Annotated in this window: 1 pseudogene (running past one end of the window); it reads right to left on the bottom strand. The window is 66.2% G+C overall.

The features are described 5' to 3' along the window. Positions 1-22273, bottom strand: a pseudogene (locus G6N47_RS30200) (non-ribosomal peptide synthase/polyketide synthase) (its annotated part continues 13875 nt past the right edge of the window); the annotation flags it as partial.

The raw sequence follows: 22273 nt of genomic DNA on the forward strand, positions 1-22273 counted from the left end.
AGGCCGCCAGCTGCGCAGAGGAGACGAACTGCGATCGCGTTCATCCGGTGCGGCGGAAAACAGGATCATATCGCCATCGAAGACACCGGGTTCGTGCGCTCGTTGCAGCGCAAGGTTGTTATCGAGGTTGCGGCCAAGCAAATCCAGAAGCTGTTTGTATTGAGGAAGTTCGACGGCCCCGCGTTCCAGAACTAGTTCTTCTAGCTGCTCGTAGGTGAGCGGAGCATCCTGTTCCGGGGTGGCTACACCATAGAACCGCAATACTTCTTCCAGCATGTCCTTTTGGTCCAAGGCAGTGCTTGGCGCGGTGACGCTGCCGTCGATACGGGGTTGAGCGTCCAAAAGAATGAGGCGTGCGACCGCGCATCCGCGGCGCTTGAGCTCGATGGCGACTTCATGGGCGACGACACCGCCAAACGACCAGCCGAGGAGGGTGTGAGGGCCGCTGGGATGTACTGCCAGGATTCTGTCGGCATAGTTTTTCGCCATCTCGCGAATTGACCGAGGTTCGGCCTCTTCAGGCTGCAGGGTTTGTTGAATTCCAATAATCGGGCAGTCCAGGTAATTGCCGAGAACCTGGTATGCCCAACCTATTCCACCACCGGGATGAATGCAGAACAGCGGAACACCGGTACCCTCCTTGAGAACCTCGACAGGAACTACTTCCATCTCGCTGGAGTGGTTGTCCAGCTGCTGGCTCAGGCTGCTCACCGACGGCGCGTGGAACAGGCTGCGCACCGCAAGGTTCGCATCCAGCCTGGCGTTGATCGCGGCGATCAGGCGCATCGCGGAAAGCGAGTCCCCGCCCAAATCGAAGAACGAGTCGTCCACCCCGACGTGCTCGAGGCCGAGTATCTCGGCGTAGAGGCCGGCCAGGACTTCCTCGGTCGGGGTGACCGGCGCCCGATACTGGCTAGCACAGTAATCGGGTGCCGGTAGGGCGCGGATGTCGAGTTTGCCGTTGAGCGTCAACGGCAGCGCGTCCAACCCGACCACCGCCGCCGGGACCATGTAGGCCGGTAGCCGCTCCGCCAGCGAACGGCGAACCTGCGCCGGGTCGGCGGCACCGGTGACATAGCCGATGAGGCGTTTGTCGCCGGAGCGGTCTTCGCGTGCGATCACTACGGCCTGATCGACGCCATCACAAGCGGCCAATGCCGCGCGCACCTCACCAAGTTCGATGCGGTAGCCGCGGATCTTGACCTGCTCATCGATGCGTCCCAGATACCGCAGTTGCCCGTCGGCGCCCCAGGACACCAGATCCCCGGTGCGATACATCCGTTCGCCCGTACCGCCGAACGGGCAAGCTACGAACCTCGACGCGGTCAACGCGGCCCGCCGCCAATATCCGCAGCCCACACCGGAACCCGCCACATACAACTCTCCGATCACACCGGCCGGTACCGGGCGCAACCCGCCGTCCAACACAAACAGCGCTGCGCCCGGCACTGGCGAACCGATCGGCACCGTTCCCGTTCCCGGTGTCAAAGGCGCACTCACCGCGGCGTACACCGTTGCCTCGGTTGGGCCGTAGGCGTTGACCATCACCCGCCCGGGCGCCCACCGATCCATCACCTCGGTCGGGCACGCCTCACCGGCCACCACCAACGCCGTCGAATCCAACCCGATGGGCGATAAAACGCCGACGGCAGAGGGAGTTTGGCTTAACACGCTGACCCGTTCAGTGACCAGCAAGTCGTGGAAGTCGTCCGGTGAGGCGGCCACCGATTCGGGCACCACCACCAGCCGCCCGCCGGCCAGTAGGGCGCCAAAGATCTCCGATACCGAGACGTCGAAGGCATACGAATGCCACTGCGACCACACACCCTCGCGCTGCAGGTCCGCACTCCATGACCGCAATAGCTGGGTGGCGTTGTGGTGGCTGACGGCCACGCCCTTGGGTTTCCCCGTGGTGCCCGAGGTGTAAATGATGTAGGCGATATCGTCGGGTGCCGGTGCCGGTAGCGCTGTGCATGGATAACCCTGGGGCGCAGGGCTATCGACCTCGATCACCGGCAGATTGCACCCGTTCAACCGGCTGGCCAGTTCAGTAGTGGCGATCGCGACCACCGGCGCCGCATCGGCAACCATGAACGCGATCCGCGCCGCGGGATGGGCCGGGTCGATGGGCAGATAAGCCGCCCCGGTCTTCAGCACCGCCAAGATCGCGATAATGGCCTCAGCTGACCGGGAAAACAGCAGCGCCACAGATTCACCCGGACCCGCACCGTGGCTAGACAGCAAGTGCGCCAACCGGTTGGACGCCTCATCCAACTCACGGTACGTCCATGAACGCTCACCACATTTCACCGCCACCGCATCCGGTCTGCGCGACACCTGCGCGGCAAACAACGCCGGAATCGACACCTTGGCGGCCGCCGGCTGAGCTAGCACCGCGCGGTTACCCCAGCCGTCCAGCCGAAGCTGCTCGGCCTCATCGAGCAGACCTACCGACGACAGCCGTCGTCCCGGATCCGCGACGATCGCGATCAATACCCGCTGCAGCCGCTCGATCAGCGTTTCGATGCTGGCCGCGTCGAACACGTCGGTGCGGAATTCGACCGCCCCGCCTATTCCGGCGGGCTCACCGGCCTCGGTGAAGCGTTCGCCCAGGAAAAACGTCAAATCCATCCGGGCTGTCTGAGTGTCCACCGGCAACGACGTCGCCTCCAGCTCACCAAAGGCCAACCCGCCGGCGGCGTTATCGTGCGCCGCGAAGTTCTGCCAGGCCAACAGCACCTGGAAAAGTGGGTGATGGGTCAGGCTTCGGGTGGGGTTGAGCCGCTCCACCAGCACCTCGAAGGGAACGTCTTGTCGTTCGTAGGCGGCCAGACTGCGCGTCCGCACCTGGCCCAGCAGTTCGGCGATTGTGGGATCACCGGTCAGATCGATGCGTAGCACCAGGGTGTTGACGAAGAATCCCACCAGCTCGTCGAGCGCGGTATCGCGGCGTCCGGCGATCGGGAACCCCACTGCCACATCAGAACTCGCGCTGAGCTTGGACAGCAGCACCGCCAAAGCGGCCTGCACCACCATGAAGCTGGTCGCGTTGCGCTCGCGAGCCACCCGTGCCACCCGCTGCTGCAATTCAGCCGGCCAGTCCACCGTCACACTGGCGCCGCGGTGATCAGCGATGAGCGGGTAGGGCCGATCCGTGGGCAGCTGCAGCCGCTCGGGCATCCCGGCCAGGGTCTCCTCCCAGTAGGCCAGTTGCGCGGCGATGGGGCTATCACCGTCGGCCAGATCACCAAACTGCGCGCGTTGCCACAGCGTGTAATCGACGTACTGCACCGCCAATGGCGCCCAATCAGGGGCTTGCCCCGCGCACCGGCTGGCATAGGCCACCCCAAGATCACGTGTCAACGGGGTGATCGACCAGCCGTCGGCGGCGATGTGATGCACCACCAGCGCCAGTACGTGCTCATCCTGGTCTAAAGTGAAAAGCCTTGCTTGCAAGGGGATCTCGGTAGTCAGCTCAAACGGGTGACCGGCCGCCGCGGCAATGGCCTCCATCAGCCGGCTTTCCGGCCAGTCGGTGGCATCGATGATCTTCCAACCGAATTCGGCTCGCTCGGCGGGCACAATCAACTGCTGGGGTATCCCCTCGGGTGCCGCAAACAACGTGCGCAGGCTCTCGTGGCGGCCCACCACATCGGCCATCGCCGCACCCAGCGCGTCGGGATCGAGCCGCCCGTGCAGCCGCACCGCCATCGCCATGTTGTAGATCGGTGAGGGCCCCTGCAGTTGATCAAGGAACCACAACCGGTTTTGCGCGAACGACAACGGCAGCACCGGGGGCCGCTCCACAGCCACCAACCGCGGGAGCCGCCCCGCGTCCGCACCGATACGGGGCGCCAACTGAGCGACCGTCGGCGCATCGAACACCGTGCGCACCGACAGCCCCGCATCCAGGCTGGCATTGATCGCTGCGATCAGACGCATCGCCGACAGCGAATCCCCGCCCAAATCGAAGAACGAGTCGTCGACGCCGACGCGTTCGAGCCCGAGCACGTGGGCGTAGATGCCGGCCAAGATCTCCTCGACCACGCTGGACGGGGCGCGATATTCACCAGCGAGGTACTCGGGTGCCGGCAGGGCGCGGGTGTCTAGCTTGCCGTTGACCGTCAACGGCAAAGTTTCCATCACTACAACCGCCGCCGGAATCATGTAGGCGGGAAGCCGCTCGCCCAACGTGGCGCGAATCTCGGCCGCGTCCGCTGTCCCCGTGACATAGCCCACCAGTCGCTTGTCGCCAGGCTGATCCTCGCGGGCGACCACCGTCGCCTGCTCGACTCCGTCGCAGTTGGCCAACGCCGCCTGGATTTCACCGAGTTCGATGCGGTACCCCCGGATCTTGACCTGCTCGTCGGCGCGCCCCAAATACCGCAGCTGACCGTCCGCACCCCAACTCATCAGGTCCCCGGTGCGATACATCCGTTGTCCAGGCGCACCGAACGGGCAGGCCACAAACCGCGAAGCGGTCAACCCGGCCCGGCGCACATACCCTTGGCCCACACCGGAACCGGCGACATACAACTCCCCAACCACACCCATGGGAACCGGACACAACCGCCGATCCAGCACGAACAAGGCCGCCCCCGCCACCGGCGAACCGATCGGCACCATCTCCGTACCGGGTGTCAATGGTGCACTCATCGACACCCACACCGTCGTCTCGGTTGGACCGTAGGCGTTGATCATCACTCGTCCGGGCGCCCACCGCTCGACTACCTCGGCCGGACAGGGTTCACCGCCGACCAGCAACGCCACAGCGTCCAGCCCCTGAGGCGCCAAGGCGCCGACGGCAGACGGCGTTTGGTTCAAGACGCCGACTTCTTCACCGACCAGTAACGCATGGAAATCGGCGGGCGAGCCGGTGACCGACTCGGGCACCACAACCAGTCGCCCACCATGCAGCAGCGCCCCCAGATTTCCCACACCGAGAAGTCGAACGCCAACGAATGACATTGCGTCCAGCCCTGTTCCGGGGCTGCCAATCCCGGATGCAGCGACGCCATCAGGTGCGTGACGTTGCGGTGGGTGATGGCGACCCCCTTGGGGGCGCCGGTCGTGCCTGAGGTGTAGATGATGTAGGCGATATCGTTCGCGTCCGGTGCCGGTAATGCCGCGGTGCTGGGTTGTACCGCAACAGCGGGATCGTCGACATCGACGACCAACAGGTCATAGCCGGTCAACCGGTCGGCCAGCGCGGCGGTGGTGATTGCTGCGATTGGCGCGGCGTCGGCAAGGGTGAAGGCGATACGCGCCGGCGGCTGCGCCGGATCGATCGGAAGGTAAGCCGCCCCGGTTTTGAGCACAGCCAGCATCGCCACGATCGCGTCGCCCGAACGCGAAAACACCAGTGCTACACAGTTTCCCGGGCCCGCTCCATGAGCGGCCAGCAGGTGCGCCAACCGGTTGGCCGCCTCGTCAAGCTCGCGATAGGTCCAACGCTGTTCTCCGCAGACCAGCGCGACGGCGTCCTGGGTCTTGGCCGCCTGCGCGGCGAACAGCGCCGGAATCGACACCGGCGTTGTCGCCGGCTGGGTCAACACTGCCCGGTTGCCCAGCTCATCGAGCCGGGCGTGCTCACTCTCGTCGAGCAGGTCCAGCGACGACAATGCCCGGGTCGGGTCGGCGGTCATTGCCACCAAAACCCGCCGCAGCCGCTCGGCCAGTGCCTCGATGCTGGCCGCGTCGAATACATCGGTGCGAAATTCCACTGTTCCGCTGATGCCGGCCGGCTCACCGGTTTCCGTCCAGCGTTCGCCAAGGGAAAAGGCCAGATCCATTCGCGCGGTGCGGGTTTCCACCGACATCGGCGCAACCTGAAGATCGCCTAAGGCTAGCCCGGTGGCGGGGCCGTTGTGCTGCCAGGGGAAGTTCTGCCAGGCCAATACGACTTGGACCAATGGGGCGTGGGTCAGCGATCGGGTGGGGTTGAGCCGCTCGACCAGCACCTCGAACGGTACGTCTTGGTGTTCGTAGGCGGCGAGGCTGCGTCGTCGCACCTGGGCCAGCAGGTCGGCGACGGTCGGATCACCGGCCAGGTCGACTCGCAGCACCAAGGTGTTGAAGAAGCAACCCACCAGGTCGTCAAGTGCGGGATCGCGGCGCCCGGCGACCGGGAACCCCACCGCCACATCGCTACTCGCGCTGATCTTCGACAGCAACACCGCCAGGGCGGCCTGAATCACCATGAAACTGGTGGCGTTGTGCTGCCGGGCCATGTCGCGGACCCGCTGCTGCAGCTCGGTCGGCCAGTCCACCGTCACGTCAGCACCGCGGTAATCGGCAGTCGGCGGGTATGGCCGATCGGTGGGCAGCTGTAGGCGTTCTGGCAGCCCGGCCAGGGCCTGCTCCCAATAGCCAACCTGCGCGGCGATTGGGCTGTGGCTGTCGCCGAGATCACCGAACTGCGCGCGCTGCCACAGTGTGTAGTCGACGTATTGCACCGCCAACTCGGTCCAGTCGGGCGGCCGTCCGGCGCACCGATTGGCATAGGCCACATTGAGGTCATAGGCCAGCGGGGTGATCGACCAACCATCGGCCGCTATGTGGTGCACCGCAATCACAAGCACATGGTCGTCGTCGCTGACACGGAAAAGCCTTGCCCGCAACGGGATGTCGGTGGTCAGGTCGAACGTGTGTCGCGCCGCCGCGCCGATGGCCTCGGCCAACTGGCTTGCCGGCCAGCCGGTGGCATCGACGACGTCCCAACCAAAGTCGGCCCGCTCGGGCGGCAGCACCAGCTGTTGGGGTATCCCCTCGGGTGCGGTAAACAGGGTGCGCAGACTCTCATGCCGGCCCACCACATCGGCCAGCGCCGCACCCAACGCGTCGGCATCAAGGCGCCCGCGCAGCCGCAGCGGCGCCGCCAGGTTGTAGATCGGCAAGGGGCCCTGCAACTGGTCGAGGAACCACAGCCGACTCTGCGCATACGACAACGGGATCCGCTCCGGGCGCGGCATCGGCCGCAGCGGCGGGCCGGCAGGGCCGCCACGATGCCGGTCCAGATACTGCGCAAGCCCTTCGACAGTGGACGCCTCAAACAGATACCGCACCGGCACTTGCCGTCCCAAGGCCAGCTGCAGCCGAGCGCTTACCCGAGTGGCGATCAGGGAATCCCCACCGAGCGCGAAGAAATCGTCATCAAGGCCGGCCCGATCGACGTCCAACACGTTGGCGAACACCTCGGCGACGATCTGCTCGGTCTGCGTCTGCGGCACCCGATACTCACCGGTCGTGTATTCGGGTACCGGTAAAGCCCTTCGGTCGAGCTTGCCATTGAGTGTCAAGGGCAGTGTCTGCAACACCATCACCGCGGCCGGGATCATATAGGCAGGCAGCCGCTCGGCCAGCTGGGCGCGGATCTGGGCCGGGTCGGCGGTGCCGGTCACATACCCGATCAGGCGTTTGTCGCCGGGACGGTCCTCGCGGGCGATCACCGCCGCCTGCTCCACGCCGTCCAATCCTGCTAGGGCGGCCTGGATTTCGCCGAGTTCGATGCGATACCCGCGGATCTTGACCTGCTCATCGACGCGGCCCACATACACCAGCTGCCCGTCCGCACCCCAACGCACCAAGTCCCCGGTGCGATACATCCGTTGCCCGGGCATGCCCGTGCCGGCGAACGGGCAGGCCACGAACCGCGAGCCGGTCAGGGCTGCCCGTCGCCAATATCCGCACGCCACGCCCCGGCCGCCCACATACAACTCGCCGACCACGCCAGCCGGCACCGGCCGCAACCAGCCGTCGAGCACGAACAACGCCGCCCCAGGCACCGGTGACCCGATCGGCACGACTCCCGAGCCCGGGGCCAGCGGCGCGCTAAGCGCCGTGTACCACGTCTCGGACGGGCCGTAGGCGTTGATCATCACCCGCCCGGGGGCCCAGCGGTCCACCACCTCGGCCGGGCAGGGCTCACCACCCACCAGCAGAGCGACCGAATCCAGACCCTCCGGCGACAACACCGCCACGGCCGAGGGTGTCTGATTCAAGACGGTGACGTGTTCGGCAACCAGTAAGGCGTGTAAGTCTTCCGGTGAGCGCGCCACCGGCTCGGGCACCACCACCAGCCGCCCGCCGCGCAACAGCGCACCCCAAATCTCCCACACCGAGACGTCGAAACCGTAGGAATGCCATTGCGACCACACTCCGGCCGCCGGCAGGCCCACGTCTAGTGAGTCGAACAGCTGGGTCACATTGCGGTGGGTGATGGCCACCCCCTTGGGGGTCCCGGTCGTCCCCGACGTGTAGATGATGTGGGCGATATTGTCCGGGCCCGGCGCCGGCAGCGCGGTGCAGGGCTGGGCCTGGACTTCGGGGTCGCCGACATCGATGACCGGCAGGTCATGTCCGTCCAGCAGGCCCGCCAGCCCAGTGGTGGTGAGCACGGCGGTCGGTGCAGCGTCGGCGAGGATGACCCCGATCCGGGCCGCCGGCAGGGTCGGGTCGATCGGCACATAGGCCGCCCCCGTCTTGAGCACTGCCAGCATCGCCGCGACCGCTTCGGCCGAACGCGAAAACAGCAGTGCCACACAGTGTCCCGGGCCCGCGCCATGAGCGGCCAGCAGGTGCGCCAACCGGTTCGCAGCCTCTTCGAGGTCGCGGTAGGTCATCGAGCGGCCTTCGAAACTCACCGCCGCCGCCTCCGGAGTACGGGCGACCTGGGCGGCCCACAGCACGGGGATCGATACTGGTGCCGCTGCAGGCTGGGCCAACACCGATCGGTTGCCCCACCTGTCCAACCCGGCGTGCTCATCGGGATCGAGCAGGTCCATCGACGACAACCGCTGCGCAGGGTCGGCGGTCATGATCACCAACACCCGCTGCAACCGCCCGAGCAGCGTTTCGATGCTGGCCGGATCGAACACGTCGGTGCGAAATTCCAGCTCTCCGCAGATCCCGGCCGGCTGTCCGGCCTGGTTCCAGCGTTCGGCCAGGTGGAACACCAAATCCATGCGGGCCGTATGGGTTTCGACCGGCAGCGGCGCGACATCGAGGTCATCGGCCAAGGCCAATCCGCCGGCGAGATTGTTGTCCGCGCCAGCGAAGTTCTGCCAGGCCAACATCACCTGGAAGAGCGGGTGATGGGTGAGGCTTCGGGTGGGGTTGAGCCGATCGACCAGCACCTCGAAGGGGACCTCTTGGTGTTCGTATGCGGCTAGGCTGCGCCGTCGCACCTGCGTGAGCAGCTGGGCAAAGGTGGGATCTCCGACCAGCTCGACACGCAGCACCAGGGTGTTGACGAAGAACCCGACCAACTCATCGAGCGCGGGGTCACTGCGCCCAGCGATCGGAAACCCTACTGCCACGTCAGAACTCGCGCTCAGCTTGGACAACAGCACCGCCAGTGCGGCCTGGATCACCATGAAGCTGGTCGCGTTGTGCTCTCGAGCCACGTCGCGCACGCGCTGCTGCAGTTCGGCCGACCAGTCGATCGCCACGGTGGCGCCCCGATAATCGGCCACCGGAGGGTAGGGCCGATCGGTGGGGAGCTGAAGCCGCTCGGGCATCCCGGCCAGTGCCTGCTCCCAGTAGGCCAACTGAGCGGCAATCGGGCTGTCGCGGTCGTCGAGCTCACCAAACCGCCCGCGCTGCCACAGGGTGTAATCGGAGTACTGCACCGCCAATGGCGCCCACTGCGGCGCCCGGCCCTGCCGACGCGCCCGATACGCCTCGCCGATATCCCTGACCATCGGGGCCAGTGACCAGCCGTCAAAAGCGATGTGGTGCACCACGATCCCCACCACATGCTGATCCGGTGCCACCGAATAGATCTGCGCACGGATCGGGATCTCGGCCGATAAGTCAAACCGGTAGCCCGCCAACGCCATCAACTCGCCAGCCACGTCCTGCTCCGGCACGGATACGACCGCCGCTTCCCCGCGCCGCCACATCCCCGCCTTGGCCGGCAACACCTTCTGGAACGGCACACCGTCGATGTCAGGAAGGATGGTTCGCAGCGGCTCATGACGGGCGACGACATCATCGATGGCCGCGTCCAGCGCCGCCAGATCCAACGGCCCGCTGACCCGAAACGCGGTCGGCATGTTGTAGGTCGCCACCCCGCCCTCGAACCGGTTGAGGAACCACAACCGAGACTGGGCGAATGACAACGGAATCACCCCGGGCCGCTCGACCGCTGTCAACGGCTGACGCGCGCTCGCTTCCCCACCGACGCGGTCGGCCAACTGGGCGACGGTGGGCGCCTCGAACAGGGTGCGCACCGAAACGCCGGTATCCAGGCCGGTGTTGACCGCGGCGATCAGGCGCATCGCCGACAGCGAATCCCCGCCCAGATCGAAGAACGAGTCATCAACGCCAACGCGCTCCAGTCCGAGAATCTGGGCGTAAACGCCGGCCAGGATCTCCTCAATAGCGTTGCCCGGGGCCCGATATCGATCGCTGTCGGCGTATTCGGGTGCGGGCAGGCCGCGGGTGTCGAGTTTCCCGTTGACCGTCAACGGCAGCGCCTCGAGTGCGACCACCGCGGCCGGGATCATGTAGCCCGGTAGCCGTTGCCCGAGCTTTTCGCGTATCCCGGCCGAGTCGGCGGTGCCGGTGACATACCCGACGAGGCGTTTGTCGCCGGGGCGGTCCTCGCGGGCGATCACCACCGCCTGCTCTACCCCGTCCAATCCGGCTAGGGCGGCTTGGATTTCGCCGAGTTCGATGCGATACCCGCGGATCTTGACCTGCTCATCGGCGCGACCCACATAGTCCAGCTGCCCATCGGCGCCCCAACACACCAGATCGCCTGTGCGATACATCCGTTGCCCGGCTTCGCCGAATGGGCAGGCGACGAATCGCGATGCGGTCAACCCGGCGCGCCGCACATACCCACAACCCAGCCCGGTACCGGCCACATACAACTCACCGACCAAACCCGCGGGCACCGGACGCAACCAACCGTCGAGCACGAAAAAGGCCAGATGCGCCAGCGGCACCCCAATGGGGCTGGCATTGATGTAGGCGTCTGCACTGGCGATTTCCCGGAACGAGGCATGCACCGTGGTCTCGGTGATGCCGTACATGTTGATCAGGCGTGGCGATCCCGGATGGTTGTGCAGCCACGTCCGAAGACGTTGGGGCTCAAGCGCTTCGCCGCCGAACACCACAGTCTCGAGTTTGAGCTGCCGTCCCCGTTCGGGTGATACCGCGTCGGCGGTTTGCAGTGCATAAAACGCCGAAGGGGTCCGGCTCAGGACGGTTACCTGTTCGCTGACGAGCAGCTCGTGGAGGTCTTCGGGAGAGCGGGCCACCGCGTCGGGCACCACCACCAGCCGCCCGCCGTAGAGCAGGGCACCGAAGATCTCCCATACCGAAAAGTCGAAGGCCAACGAGTGACACTGCGTCCACACCTGCCCGGCCAATTCCAGGTCGGCGTCGAGGGTCTCCAGCAGCTGGGTGACATTGCGGTGAGTTACGCCCACCCCCTTGGGCACGCCAGTGGTTCCGGAAGTGTAGATGAGGTAGGCGATTTCGTCCGGTTCGGGTGCCGGGGGCGCCGTGCTGGTTTGGGCATCCACAGCGGGATCATCGACATCGATGACCAGCAGGCCGTGGCCTGCGAGCCGCTCGGATACATCAGCGGTCGTGATTGCGGCGATCGGCGCGGCATCGGTGAGCATGAACTCGATGCGGGAGGCCGGGTGCGCCGGGTCGATCGGCAGGTAGGCCGCCCCGGTTTTGAGGACCGCCAGCATCGCCACGACCGCTCGGGCCGAGCGCGGCAACAACAGCGCAACACATTTACCGGGGCCCGCACCCTGAGCTGCCAGCAGGTGCGCCAACCGGTTCGATGCCTCGTCGAGCTGCCGATACGTCCAGGAGCGCGAGTCGCTGCTCAGCGCGACTGCTTCGGGGACGCGGACCACCTGGGCGGTGAACGCCGCCGGAATCGACACCGCCGGGGGTGCGTGCCGAGTCAAGGTGGCGCGGTTGCCGATCTGATCGAGGCGCGCGTGCCCGGCATCGTCGAGCACATCGATCGATGAGAGTGGCCGGGTGGGCTCGGCGGTCATCGCCAGCAATACACGGCCCAGTCGCTCGATCAACCCGTCGATGCCGGCCGCGTCGAACACACCGGTGTCGAATTCGACGCGAAGCCCCAATTCGGGGCCGGGCACGGCTTGCACGGTCAGCGGGTAGTGGTTGGTTTCGCTGAAATCGATATCGGTGATGGCCAACTCCTGGCCGCCCGGCGCCAAAGCGGCCGCGTCGACTGGGTAGTTCTCGTAGGCGATCAGGGTGTCGAAGAGCTGTTCGTGGCCGCTGACGCGGTGAATCTCGTTGAGCGCCAAGTGCTGATGCTCGAGGGTGTTGGTGTGGGCAAGTTGCAGCTGTGTGAGCAGCTCGACGGTGGTGGTTGTCGCGGTGATGGTTGCCCGCACCGGTACCGTGTTGATCAATAGGCCCACCATCGATTCCGCGCCAGCCATCTCGGGTGGCCGCCCCGAGACCGCGGCACCGAAAACGACGTCGTGCTGGCCGGTCAATCCCATCAGCACCTGGGCGAAGGCGCCCTGCAGCACGGTGTTGACGGTGGTGTGCTGTGAGCGCGCGAGCTCGGTCACGGCCCGCGCGGTGGCGGCGGGCATCCGAGAGGTTTTGACGCCGCGGGCGCCAAGGTCCAGTCTGTGCGGCGGGGCCACCAGGGTGGGGGTCTCCAATCCGGCCAGCACTTCGCGCCAGGCCGCGCGCGCGGCATCGACGTCGCGCTCGGCCAGCCAGGTAATGAAGCGGCGATACGACCCGGGCGCGGGCAGGCGCTCGCCGTGATAGCTCGCAAAGAGTTCTTGCAGCACGATTGGCAACGACCAGCCATCGAGCACGATGTGGTGATTGGTCAGCACCAAACGGTTCCGGTCGTCGGTTACGCGGATGAGAGCCGCTCGGAATCCCGGTTGGTGACCGAGATCGCCGACCGCGGTGCGTTCGCCCGCACATACCAGTCGGAGCTGCTCATCGACACCAACGTCACCGGCGCCGTCGAGCTCGATATACGTCCAGGGCGCGACGGGATCGGCGGGGATGAGCTGTACCGGTTCGTCGAATTGGTCGCAAAAGTGGGCTATCAGGTTGGGATGGCGGGTGACCACGGTTTGCACGGCTGCGCGTAACCGATCGGGGTCAAGGACACCGCTTAGTGTGATCTGAATCTGGACTGCATACGCAGCGGCGTCACTGCCCTGCGCGGCGCTGGCATGAAAAAGCAGTCCCTGCTGCAACGGCGTCAGCGGCAAAATATCGGCGATCTGGTGTTGCTGCTGCAGCCCGTCAATCTGCTGCTGGCTGAGCCGGGCCGGGGCGATATCCGACGGCGTCAATCCGCCCCCACCGCTTTGTACGTGCGAGCAGATACCGGCCAGCGCCTCAACCCACAACCGGCTCAGTTCGCTGATCTGGTCGTGAGTTAGCACTGACTGCGCCCACGTCCAATTGGCGTGCAGGCGCGCGCCGTTGCCGCTGTCGACGGTGGCGGCGTTGAGCTCCACGGTGTGCGCCAACGGCGTGGCTACCGCCGCCACGGCGCCGATGAGCGACGCGCCGTCCGCGCACAGCCGCCACCCCTCACCGGACCCGGCATCGGGCCCTGCGCTGACGCGTCCCAGATAGTTAAAGCCGATCACCGGGTCGGACCCGGCCAGGTCCACGTCGGGGTTCAGATACCGCAACAGGCCGTAGGTCAGGCCGTCGGGCAGGGCGCGCAGTTGTTCTTTTGCGTTCTTGACCAAAGCTCCTAACCCCGGCTCCCCGTTGGCTACCTGCGACCAGGACGGCCCAGCCACGGCCAATGCCACCGGGTATTTGGTGGTGAACCAGCCCACCGTGTGCGACAATTCGAGACCGGGGGCCAGCTCCTCGTGACGCCCGTGGCCCTCCACATCGATACCGACCGGCGCGGCGCCAGTGAACTCGGCCATCGCCAATCCCAAGGCGATCAACAGGATCTCGTGGATCCCGGCGTGAAGCGCCGCGCACACCTCGCCGAGCAGCATGCCGGTGGTATCGGCATCCAGCGCCACCGCGAAATGCGCGGCGGTTTCATAGGTATCGGCCGCGGGCTGCGGTGCCGGCAGCGCGGGCCGGACGTTCAACGTCTGTCGCCAGATGTCGGCGTGGTCGACGACGGCTGGACGCACTGCGTGGTCAGCCAACAGTGCGGCCCACCGGGCAAACGAGGTCCCGATCATTGGCAGGTGTGCGGGTTGTCCGCTGCGATGCTGGGCCCACGCAATGTTGAGGTCTTCCAACAGGATTCCCCAGGACACCGCGTCGACGGCCAAGTGGTGAACGATCACCACCAACTGGCAGCTCTTGCTGACCCAGAGCGCCCGGAGCATCACCCCACCCGCCGGGTTCAATCGCGACCGGGCGGCGATCAGCGCCTCATCGCCGAGCATTTCGACGGTGTGCAGGCAGCTTTCCGCAGCCACCGATCCCGGCTCGGAAACATATAGCGCGCCGTCGTCGTTTAGCCGCGCCCGCAGCATAGGGTGCCGATCCAGCAACGCCTGCAGGACGACGATGACGTCGGCCGGAGTTACGCCCGCCGGGGCCTGCACCAGCATTGCCTGATTGAACTGATCCGTCGGGCCACCAATGTCGTGCAACCAGTGCATGATTGGGGTCGCGGCCACCGGGCCGATACCCTCATCGACCGCGCCGGCCCCGCCGTCGACCACCGTGACCACCCTGGCCAGCCCGGCCACGCTCTGCTCGACGAACACATCGCGCGGCCGACAGCTCAGCCCGGCCGCGCGGGCCCGTGCCACCACCTGCATCGCCGAAATGCTGTCCCCGCCAAGGTCGAAGAAGGAGTCGTCGACTCCGACGCGCTCGAGCCCGAGGACTTGGGCGTAGATGCCGGCCAGGATTTCCTCGATAGCGTTGCCCGGGGCCCGGTATCGATCAGCGTCGGCATATTCGGGTGCGGGTAGGGCGCGGGTGTCTAGTTTGCCGTTGGGCGTCAACGGCATTGCGTCGAGTGCGACTACCGCGGCGGGGATCATGTACGCGGGCAACCGGTCGGCCAGTTTTTCGCGCATGCCTGTCGGATCCGCCGTACCGGTGATGTAGCCGATGAGGCGTTTGTCCCCGGGGCGGTCCTCGCGGGCGACCACCGCCGCCTGCTCGACTCCGTCCAAACCACTTAGTACAGCCTGGATTTCACCGAGTTCGATGCGATACCCGCGGATCTTGACCTGCTCGTCGGCGCGGCCCAGATAATCCAGCTGTCCATCGGCGCGCCAGCTCACTAAATCGCCGCTGCGATACATGCGTTGTCCTGGATCCCCGAATGGGCAGGCCACAAACCGCGATGCCGTCAACGGACTCCGACGCACATACCCGCAGGCCACCCCGGCGCCGGCCACATACAGCTCCCCCACCACCCCGACCGGCACCGGACGCAACCATGCATCCAGCACGAACAGCGCCGCTCCGGCCACCGGCGAACCGATCGGCACCACACCGCAGCCCGCGCCAAGCGGCGCGCTGACGGCCACACACATGGTGGTCTCGGTGGGGCCATAAGCGTTGAGCATCACCCGCCCCGGCGCCCAGCGGTCCACCACCTCGGCCGGACACGCCTCCCCGGCCATCACCAACGCCGTCGACTCCAATCCCTCAGGGGAAAGCACTTGCACCGCCGAAGGGGTTTGAGTCAGCACGTCGACCTGCCCGGCGACCAGCATGTCGTGGAAGTCGTCCGGGGAAGCGGTCACCGACTCCGGGATCACCACCACCCGGCCACCGCGCAGCAACGGCGCCAAGATCTCCCACACCGACACGTCGAAGGCCAACGAATGACTCTGCGACCACGCCCCGGCCACCGGCAATCCCGCATCCAACGACCCCAACAACTGGGTGATGTTGCGGTGGGTGACCGCGACGCCCTTCGGCGTCCCGGTGGTGCCGGAGGTGTAAATCAGATACGCGATGTCCTCGGGGTCGGGTGCCGGTAGTGCGGTGTTGGGTTGGCTCTGCACAGCAGGATCCCGGACATCGATGACCGCCAGCTTGTGCCCGTCGAACCGGTCGGCCAGCTCACTCGTGGTGATCACCGCTACCGGAGCGGCATCGGCGAGCAGGAACTCCAGGCGCGCCCCCGGTGCCGCTACATCGATCGGCAGATAGGCCGCGCCGGTCTTGAACACCGCGAGCATTGCCACGATCGCTTCAGCCGAGCGTGACATCAGTAGCGCCACACACTCCCCCCGGCCGGCGCCGTAGCGAACAAGTAAGTGCGCCAACCGATTTGCTGCCTCATCTAGCTGCCGGTATGTCCACGCCTGCTCACCGCAGCTGATCGCCACCGACGCCGGGGCGCGCTCGACCTGTGCGTCGAACAACCCCGGAACCGGCACCGCGGAAACGGTGGGCCGAGTCAACGCGGCGCGATTCCCGACCTCATCCAGCCGGGCGCGCTCGCTCTCGTCGAGCACATCGATCGCCGACAGACGCCGGGTCGAGTCGGCGGTCATTGCCACCAATACCCGGCGCAACCGTTCGATCAGTGTTTCGATGCTGGCCGCGTCGAACACGTCGGTCCGAAATTCCACCGCTCCGCCGATCCCGGCTGGCTCACCGGTCTCACTCCAGCGTTCGGCCAGCGAGAATGTCAAATCCATACGGGCAGACCGGGTTTCGATGGGTAACGGCGCGACGTCGAGGCCCCCCGAAGCTAGTCCGGCGATGGGGTGATCGTGTTGCCCCGGGAGGTTTTGCCAGGCGAAGGACACCTGCACCAAGGGGTGATGGGTCAGGCTTCGGGCCGGGCGGAGTCGCTCGACCAGCACTTCGAAGGGAACGTCCTGGTGCTCGTAGGCGGCCAGGCTGCGCGCTCGCACCTGCGCCAACACCTCGGCAACGCTGGGATCCCCGGCCAAATCCACCCGCAGTACCAGGGTGTTGACGAAGAACCCCACCAGGTCATCGAGTGCGGGGTCGCGGCGTCCGGCGATCGGGAACCCCACCGTCACATCGGAACTGGCGCTGAGCTTCGATAGCAGCACCGTGAGGGCGGCCTGGATCATCATGAAACTGGTCGCGTTGTGCTGGCGAGCCATCCGCGTCACCCGCTGCTGCAACTCGGCTGGCCACTCGATCGCCACACTGGCGCCACGCTGATCGGCGACCGGCGGGTAGGGCCGGTCGGTGGGCAGTTGCAGCCGCTCGGGCATCCCGGCCAAGGCGTCCTGCCAGTAGGCCAGCTGGGCGGCGATCGGGCTGGCGCTGTCGTCGAGGTCACCGAGTTGCTCGCGCTGCCAGAGCGTGTAGTCGGCGTACTGCACCGCCAACGGCGCCCAGTCAGGGGCTTTCCCTGCACACCGGCTGGCATAGGCCACCCCCAGATCGCGTGTCAGCGGGTTGATCGACCAGCCGTCGGCGGCGATGTGGTGCACCGCCACCACCAGCACGTGTTCATCGTCGGAAATGCGGAAAAGCGTTGCACGCAACGGGATTTCGCGAGCCAGATCGAACATGTGGCGTGCCGCTGCGCCGATGGCTTCCTCCAGCCGAGCCGCCGACCAGCTGCCGGCATCGACAATGTCCCAGCCGAAGTCGGCCCGCTCCACCGAGATCACCACTTGCCTGGGCGTTCCCTCGGGCGCCGGGAACTGTGTCCTCAGGCTCTCGTGGCGCCCCACTACGTCGGCTAGCGCTGCACCCAACGCGTCGGGATCAAGGCGGCCACGCAACTGCAACGCCGCCGCCAGGTTGTAGACCGGGGATGGCCCCTGCAACTGTTCGAGGATCCACAACCGGTTTTGGGCATACGACAACGGAATCACCGCCGGCCGCTCCACCGGCACCAACGGCTCAAGCCGATCGTCATCCCTGCCGACACGCGACGCCAACTGGGCAACTGTGGGTGCCTCGAACACCGACTGCACCGAAAGACGGGCACCCAGGCCGGCATTGACGGCGGCAATCACGCGCATCGCCGAGATGCTGTCGCCGCCGAGGTCGAAGAAGGAGTCGTCGATCCCGACCCGCTCGACTGCGAGCACTTGGGCATAGATGCCGGCCAGAATTCCCTCGATTGCGTTGCCCGGTTCCCGGTGCCGGCTGGCGGAGTATTCCGGTGCGGGTAGGGCGCGGGTGTCGAGCTTGCCGCTGACAGTCAACGGCAGCGCATCCAACACCACCACGGCTGCGGGCACCATGTAGGCGGGCAACCGCTCGGCCAGTTTTTCGCGGATGCCCGTCGGATCCGCTGTCCCGGTGACATAGCCGACCAGGCGTTTATCACCCGGGCGGTCCTCGCGGGCGATCACCACCGCCTGCTCGACTCCGTCCAAACTGCTTAATACCGCCTGGATTTCACCCAGCTCGATGCGATAGCCGCGGATCTTGACCTGCTCGTCGGCGCGGCCCAGATAATCCAGCTGACCGTCTGCGCGCCAACGCACCAAATCCCCGGTGCGATACATGCGTTGCCCCGGCGCCCCGAACGGGCACGCCACAAACCGCGACCCGGTCAATGCGGCCCGGTGCACATAGCCAACTCCCACCCCGCGACCGGCCACATACAACTCACCGATCATCCCCACGGGGACTGAGTGCAACCACCCATCCAGCACAAACAATGCCGCGGTCGAAACCGGCGCACCAATCGGCGGCACCCCGGTCCCCGCGGTCAGCGGCGCACTCATCGCCGCATACACCGTGGCCTCCGTCGGGCCGTAAGCGTTGATCACCACCCGCCCCGGTGCCCACCGATCCACCACCTCCGCCGGGCACGCCTCTCCCCCAAGCAGCAACGCCACCGACTCCAGACCATCCGGAGGCAGCGCAGCGACCGCCGACGGGGTCTGGGTCAGCACGCTGATCTGTTCAGCAATCAGCAAGTCGCGCAAGTCTTCCGGTGAACCCGCCACCGATTCGGGCACCACCACCAGCCGCCCACCACTTAGCAGCGCTGCCCAGATCTCCCACACCGAAAAGTCGAACGCATACGAATGGCACTGTGTCCACACTTGCGCTGCCGGCAGCTGTACAGGCAGCGTCTCCGCCACGTGGGTGAGGTTGCGGTGACTGACCGCCACCCCCTTGGGCGCCCCGGTAGTGCCCGAGGTGTAGATGATGTAGGCAACGTGGTCAGCCGCGGGGGCCGGCAACGCTGTGCACGGATAGTTGCGGATCGCGGGGTCGTCGATATCGATGACCAGTAAATCCTGCGCGTCGAGCCGGTCGGCCAGATCGGCTGTTGTGATCGCCGCGATCGGGGCGGCATCGGCCATCATGAACCCGATCCGGGCCGCCGGCAGCGCCGGGTCGATCGCCAGGTAGGCCGCACCGGCCTTGAGCGCCGCCAACATTGCCACGATCGCCTCAGCCGAACGCTCCAACAGCAGCGCCACACACCGTCCCGGGCATTCACACCGGGCAGTCAGCAGTTGCGCCAACCGGTTCGCAGCCTCGTCAACGTCGCGGTAGGTCCACGAACGCTCACCGCAGCTGATCGCTATCGCGTCCGGGGTCTTGGCGACCTGCGCGGCGAACAACACCGGGACCGAGTTCGCGGGGAGGGTGGACCCAGTCAACGCCGCGCGGTTGCCGAGCTCATCCAGTTGGGCGTGCTCAGCCTCATCGAGCAGATCGACCGATGAGAGCCGCCGTGACGGGTCGGCGGTCATCGCCACCAGCACCCGCTGTAACCGGTCGACGAGCGCCTCGATGCCCGCCGCGGTGAACACCTCGCCGTCGTATTCGATCCGAAGGCCCAGTTCGCGGCCCGGCTGGGCTTGCACGGTCAGCGGGTAGTGGTTGTGCTCGCGGGTGGTGACCTCGCTGATGGACAATTCGTGGGCGCCCGACACCGCCGCGGCGTCGATCGGATAATTTTCGTAGACGAACAAGGTGTCGAACAGTTTGTCCTGACCGGTGATTCGGTGAATCTCGCTGAGCGCGACGTGTTGGTACTCAAGGGTGTCGTTGTGGGCGCTTTGCAGCTGGGCGACGAGGTCTGCGGTGGTGGTTGTCGGCGTGATCTTCGCCCGCACCGGCACCGTATTGATGAACAGCCCCACCATCGATTCCGCGCCGACTACGTCGGCAGGCCTAATCGAGACCACGGCGCCGAATGCGACGTCATGTTGACCGGTCAGCCACATCAGCAGTTGCGCGTAGGCGCACTGCAGCACGATGTTTACGGTCGTGCGGTGTGAGCGGGCCAACTCGCGAAGCGCCTGCGTGAGATCCTCTGGCACACAAAATGATTCCACGAGTCGGGGTCCCAGCCTCATCCGGTCCGGCGGGCCCACGAGGGTCGGGGCGTCAAAACCGGCCAGGACCTCACCCCACGCCGCCTGTGCGGCCATGCGATCCCGACCAGTCAGCCAGGTAACGAAGCTGCGATACCGCGGGGGTGCGGGCAGTCGCTGCCCGTAATAGCTGGCGAATATTTCTCGCACGAGGATCGGCAGCGACCAGCCATCCATAACGATGTGATGGTTGGTCAAAACAAGCCGGTGCCGATCCGGTGCGGTGCGGATCAGGGCCGCCCGAAACGCCGGCCGGTCGGTCAGATCCCTGACTGCCGCACGCTCCTCGGCGCACAGCTGCTCGATGCGCTCATCGATGTCGGCGTCCCCGGGTCCCAGCTCGACACACCGCCACCCGGGCGCTGGATCGGCCGGAATGAGTTGCACGGGCTCGTCGAACCGTTCGTAGAAACGGGCCGCCAGGTGGGGATGACGACCGATCACCGTCTGCAGTGCGTTGCGCAGCCGATGCGGGTCGAGCGGACCTGTCACCGAGATAGCCAGCTGCACCGCATACACGTCGTCGCTTGCCTGCGCGGTGCTGGCATGAAAGAGCAGCCCCTGCTGCAGGGGCGTCAGCGGCAGTACGTCAGCGATCCGCATATTGGCGCTGCAGCTCGTCGATCTGTTGCTGGCTAAGAGAGACAGCGATATCGGAGGGCGTTAACCCTCCTCCACCGCTTTGGACGTGGGCGCAGATGCCAGTCAGGGCGTCAAACCATAGCTGGCCGAGCCGACTAACGTCCGTTCGATCTAAGGCGGTGGGCGCCCATGTCCAGTTGGCGTGCAGCTGCGGACCGGAATCCGTGTCGATGGTGCCGGCGTTGAGCTCCACGGTGTGGGCCAAGGGCGTCGGTACCGCCGCTGCGGCGGCGGCGACGGACAAGCCGTCCGGGCTGACGCGCCACATGACCTCGGTAGCCTCGGCCGCGGCCGCGCTCAGCCGTCCCAAGTAGTTGAACCCGATCGACGGATCCGATTCGACGAGATCGACCTCGGGGTTGAGGTAGCGCAGCAGACCGTAGGTGAGCGGATCGGGCAGGGCACGAAGCTGCTCCTTGCCGTCCTTGATCAGTTCTCCCAGGACCGCCTCACCGGCGACCACCTGCGCCCAGGACAGTCCACCGAGGGCCAACGACACCGGGTACTTGGTGGTGAACCACCCCACCGTGCGCGACAGGTCCAGATCGGAAGCCAGCTCTTCGAACCGGCCGTGGCCCTCGACGTCGACGCCGATCGGCGTCGCGCCATTGGCCAAAAATTCCGACCACGCCAGCGCGAATGCGATCAACAAGACCTCGTCGACCCCCGCATGAAATGCCGCGGGCACCTCACCCAGCAGCAGCCGGGTGGTCTCCATATCGAGCTTCACCGATAGATGCGCGGCATTGGCATAGGTATCCCGCTCGGGCTGCACCGCTGGCAGCACTGCGGGGACCGCCGCCACCTGCTTCCAGGCATCGGCCTGCGCTACCACCCCCGGGGCGTGCGCATGCTCAGCCAATAGCGACGCCCATCGGGCAAACGACGTTCCGCCCGCGGGCAGCTCTACCGGGTGTCCGCTGCGGTGCTGGGCCCAGGCGATGTTCAAGTCCTCCAACAGGATTCGCCACGAAACCCCGTCGACGGCCAGGTGGTGAATGATCAACACCAGCTGACTCGCCGAGGTGACCCACAGCGCGCTCAGCATCAACCCGGCGCTCGGATTCAGCCGCGACCGGGCAGCCACTACAGCCTCATCAGAGAGCACGCTCATCACGTGCAGGCAGCCGCGTGCATCGACCGAGCCGGCCTCGGGCACGTGGAGTGACCATTCCCCGGCGGCGTCGTGGTCGACGCGTACCCGCAACATGGCATGTCGATCCAAGAGGGCCTGCAACATGACCACGACGTCGGCCTCGCTCACCCCTGCCGGGGCCGACACCACCATCGTCTGGTTGAACTCATCGACGGGGCCGTCCACGCTTGCCAGCCAGCGCATGATCGGGGTCGCG

The sequence above is a fragment of the Mycobacterium branderi genome (assembly GCF_010728725.1).
GTDB lineage: Bacteria > Actinomycetota > Actinomycetes > Mycobacteriales > Mycobacteriaceae > Mycobacterium > Mycobacterium branderi.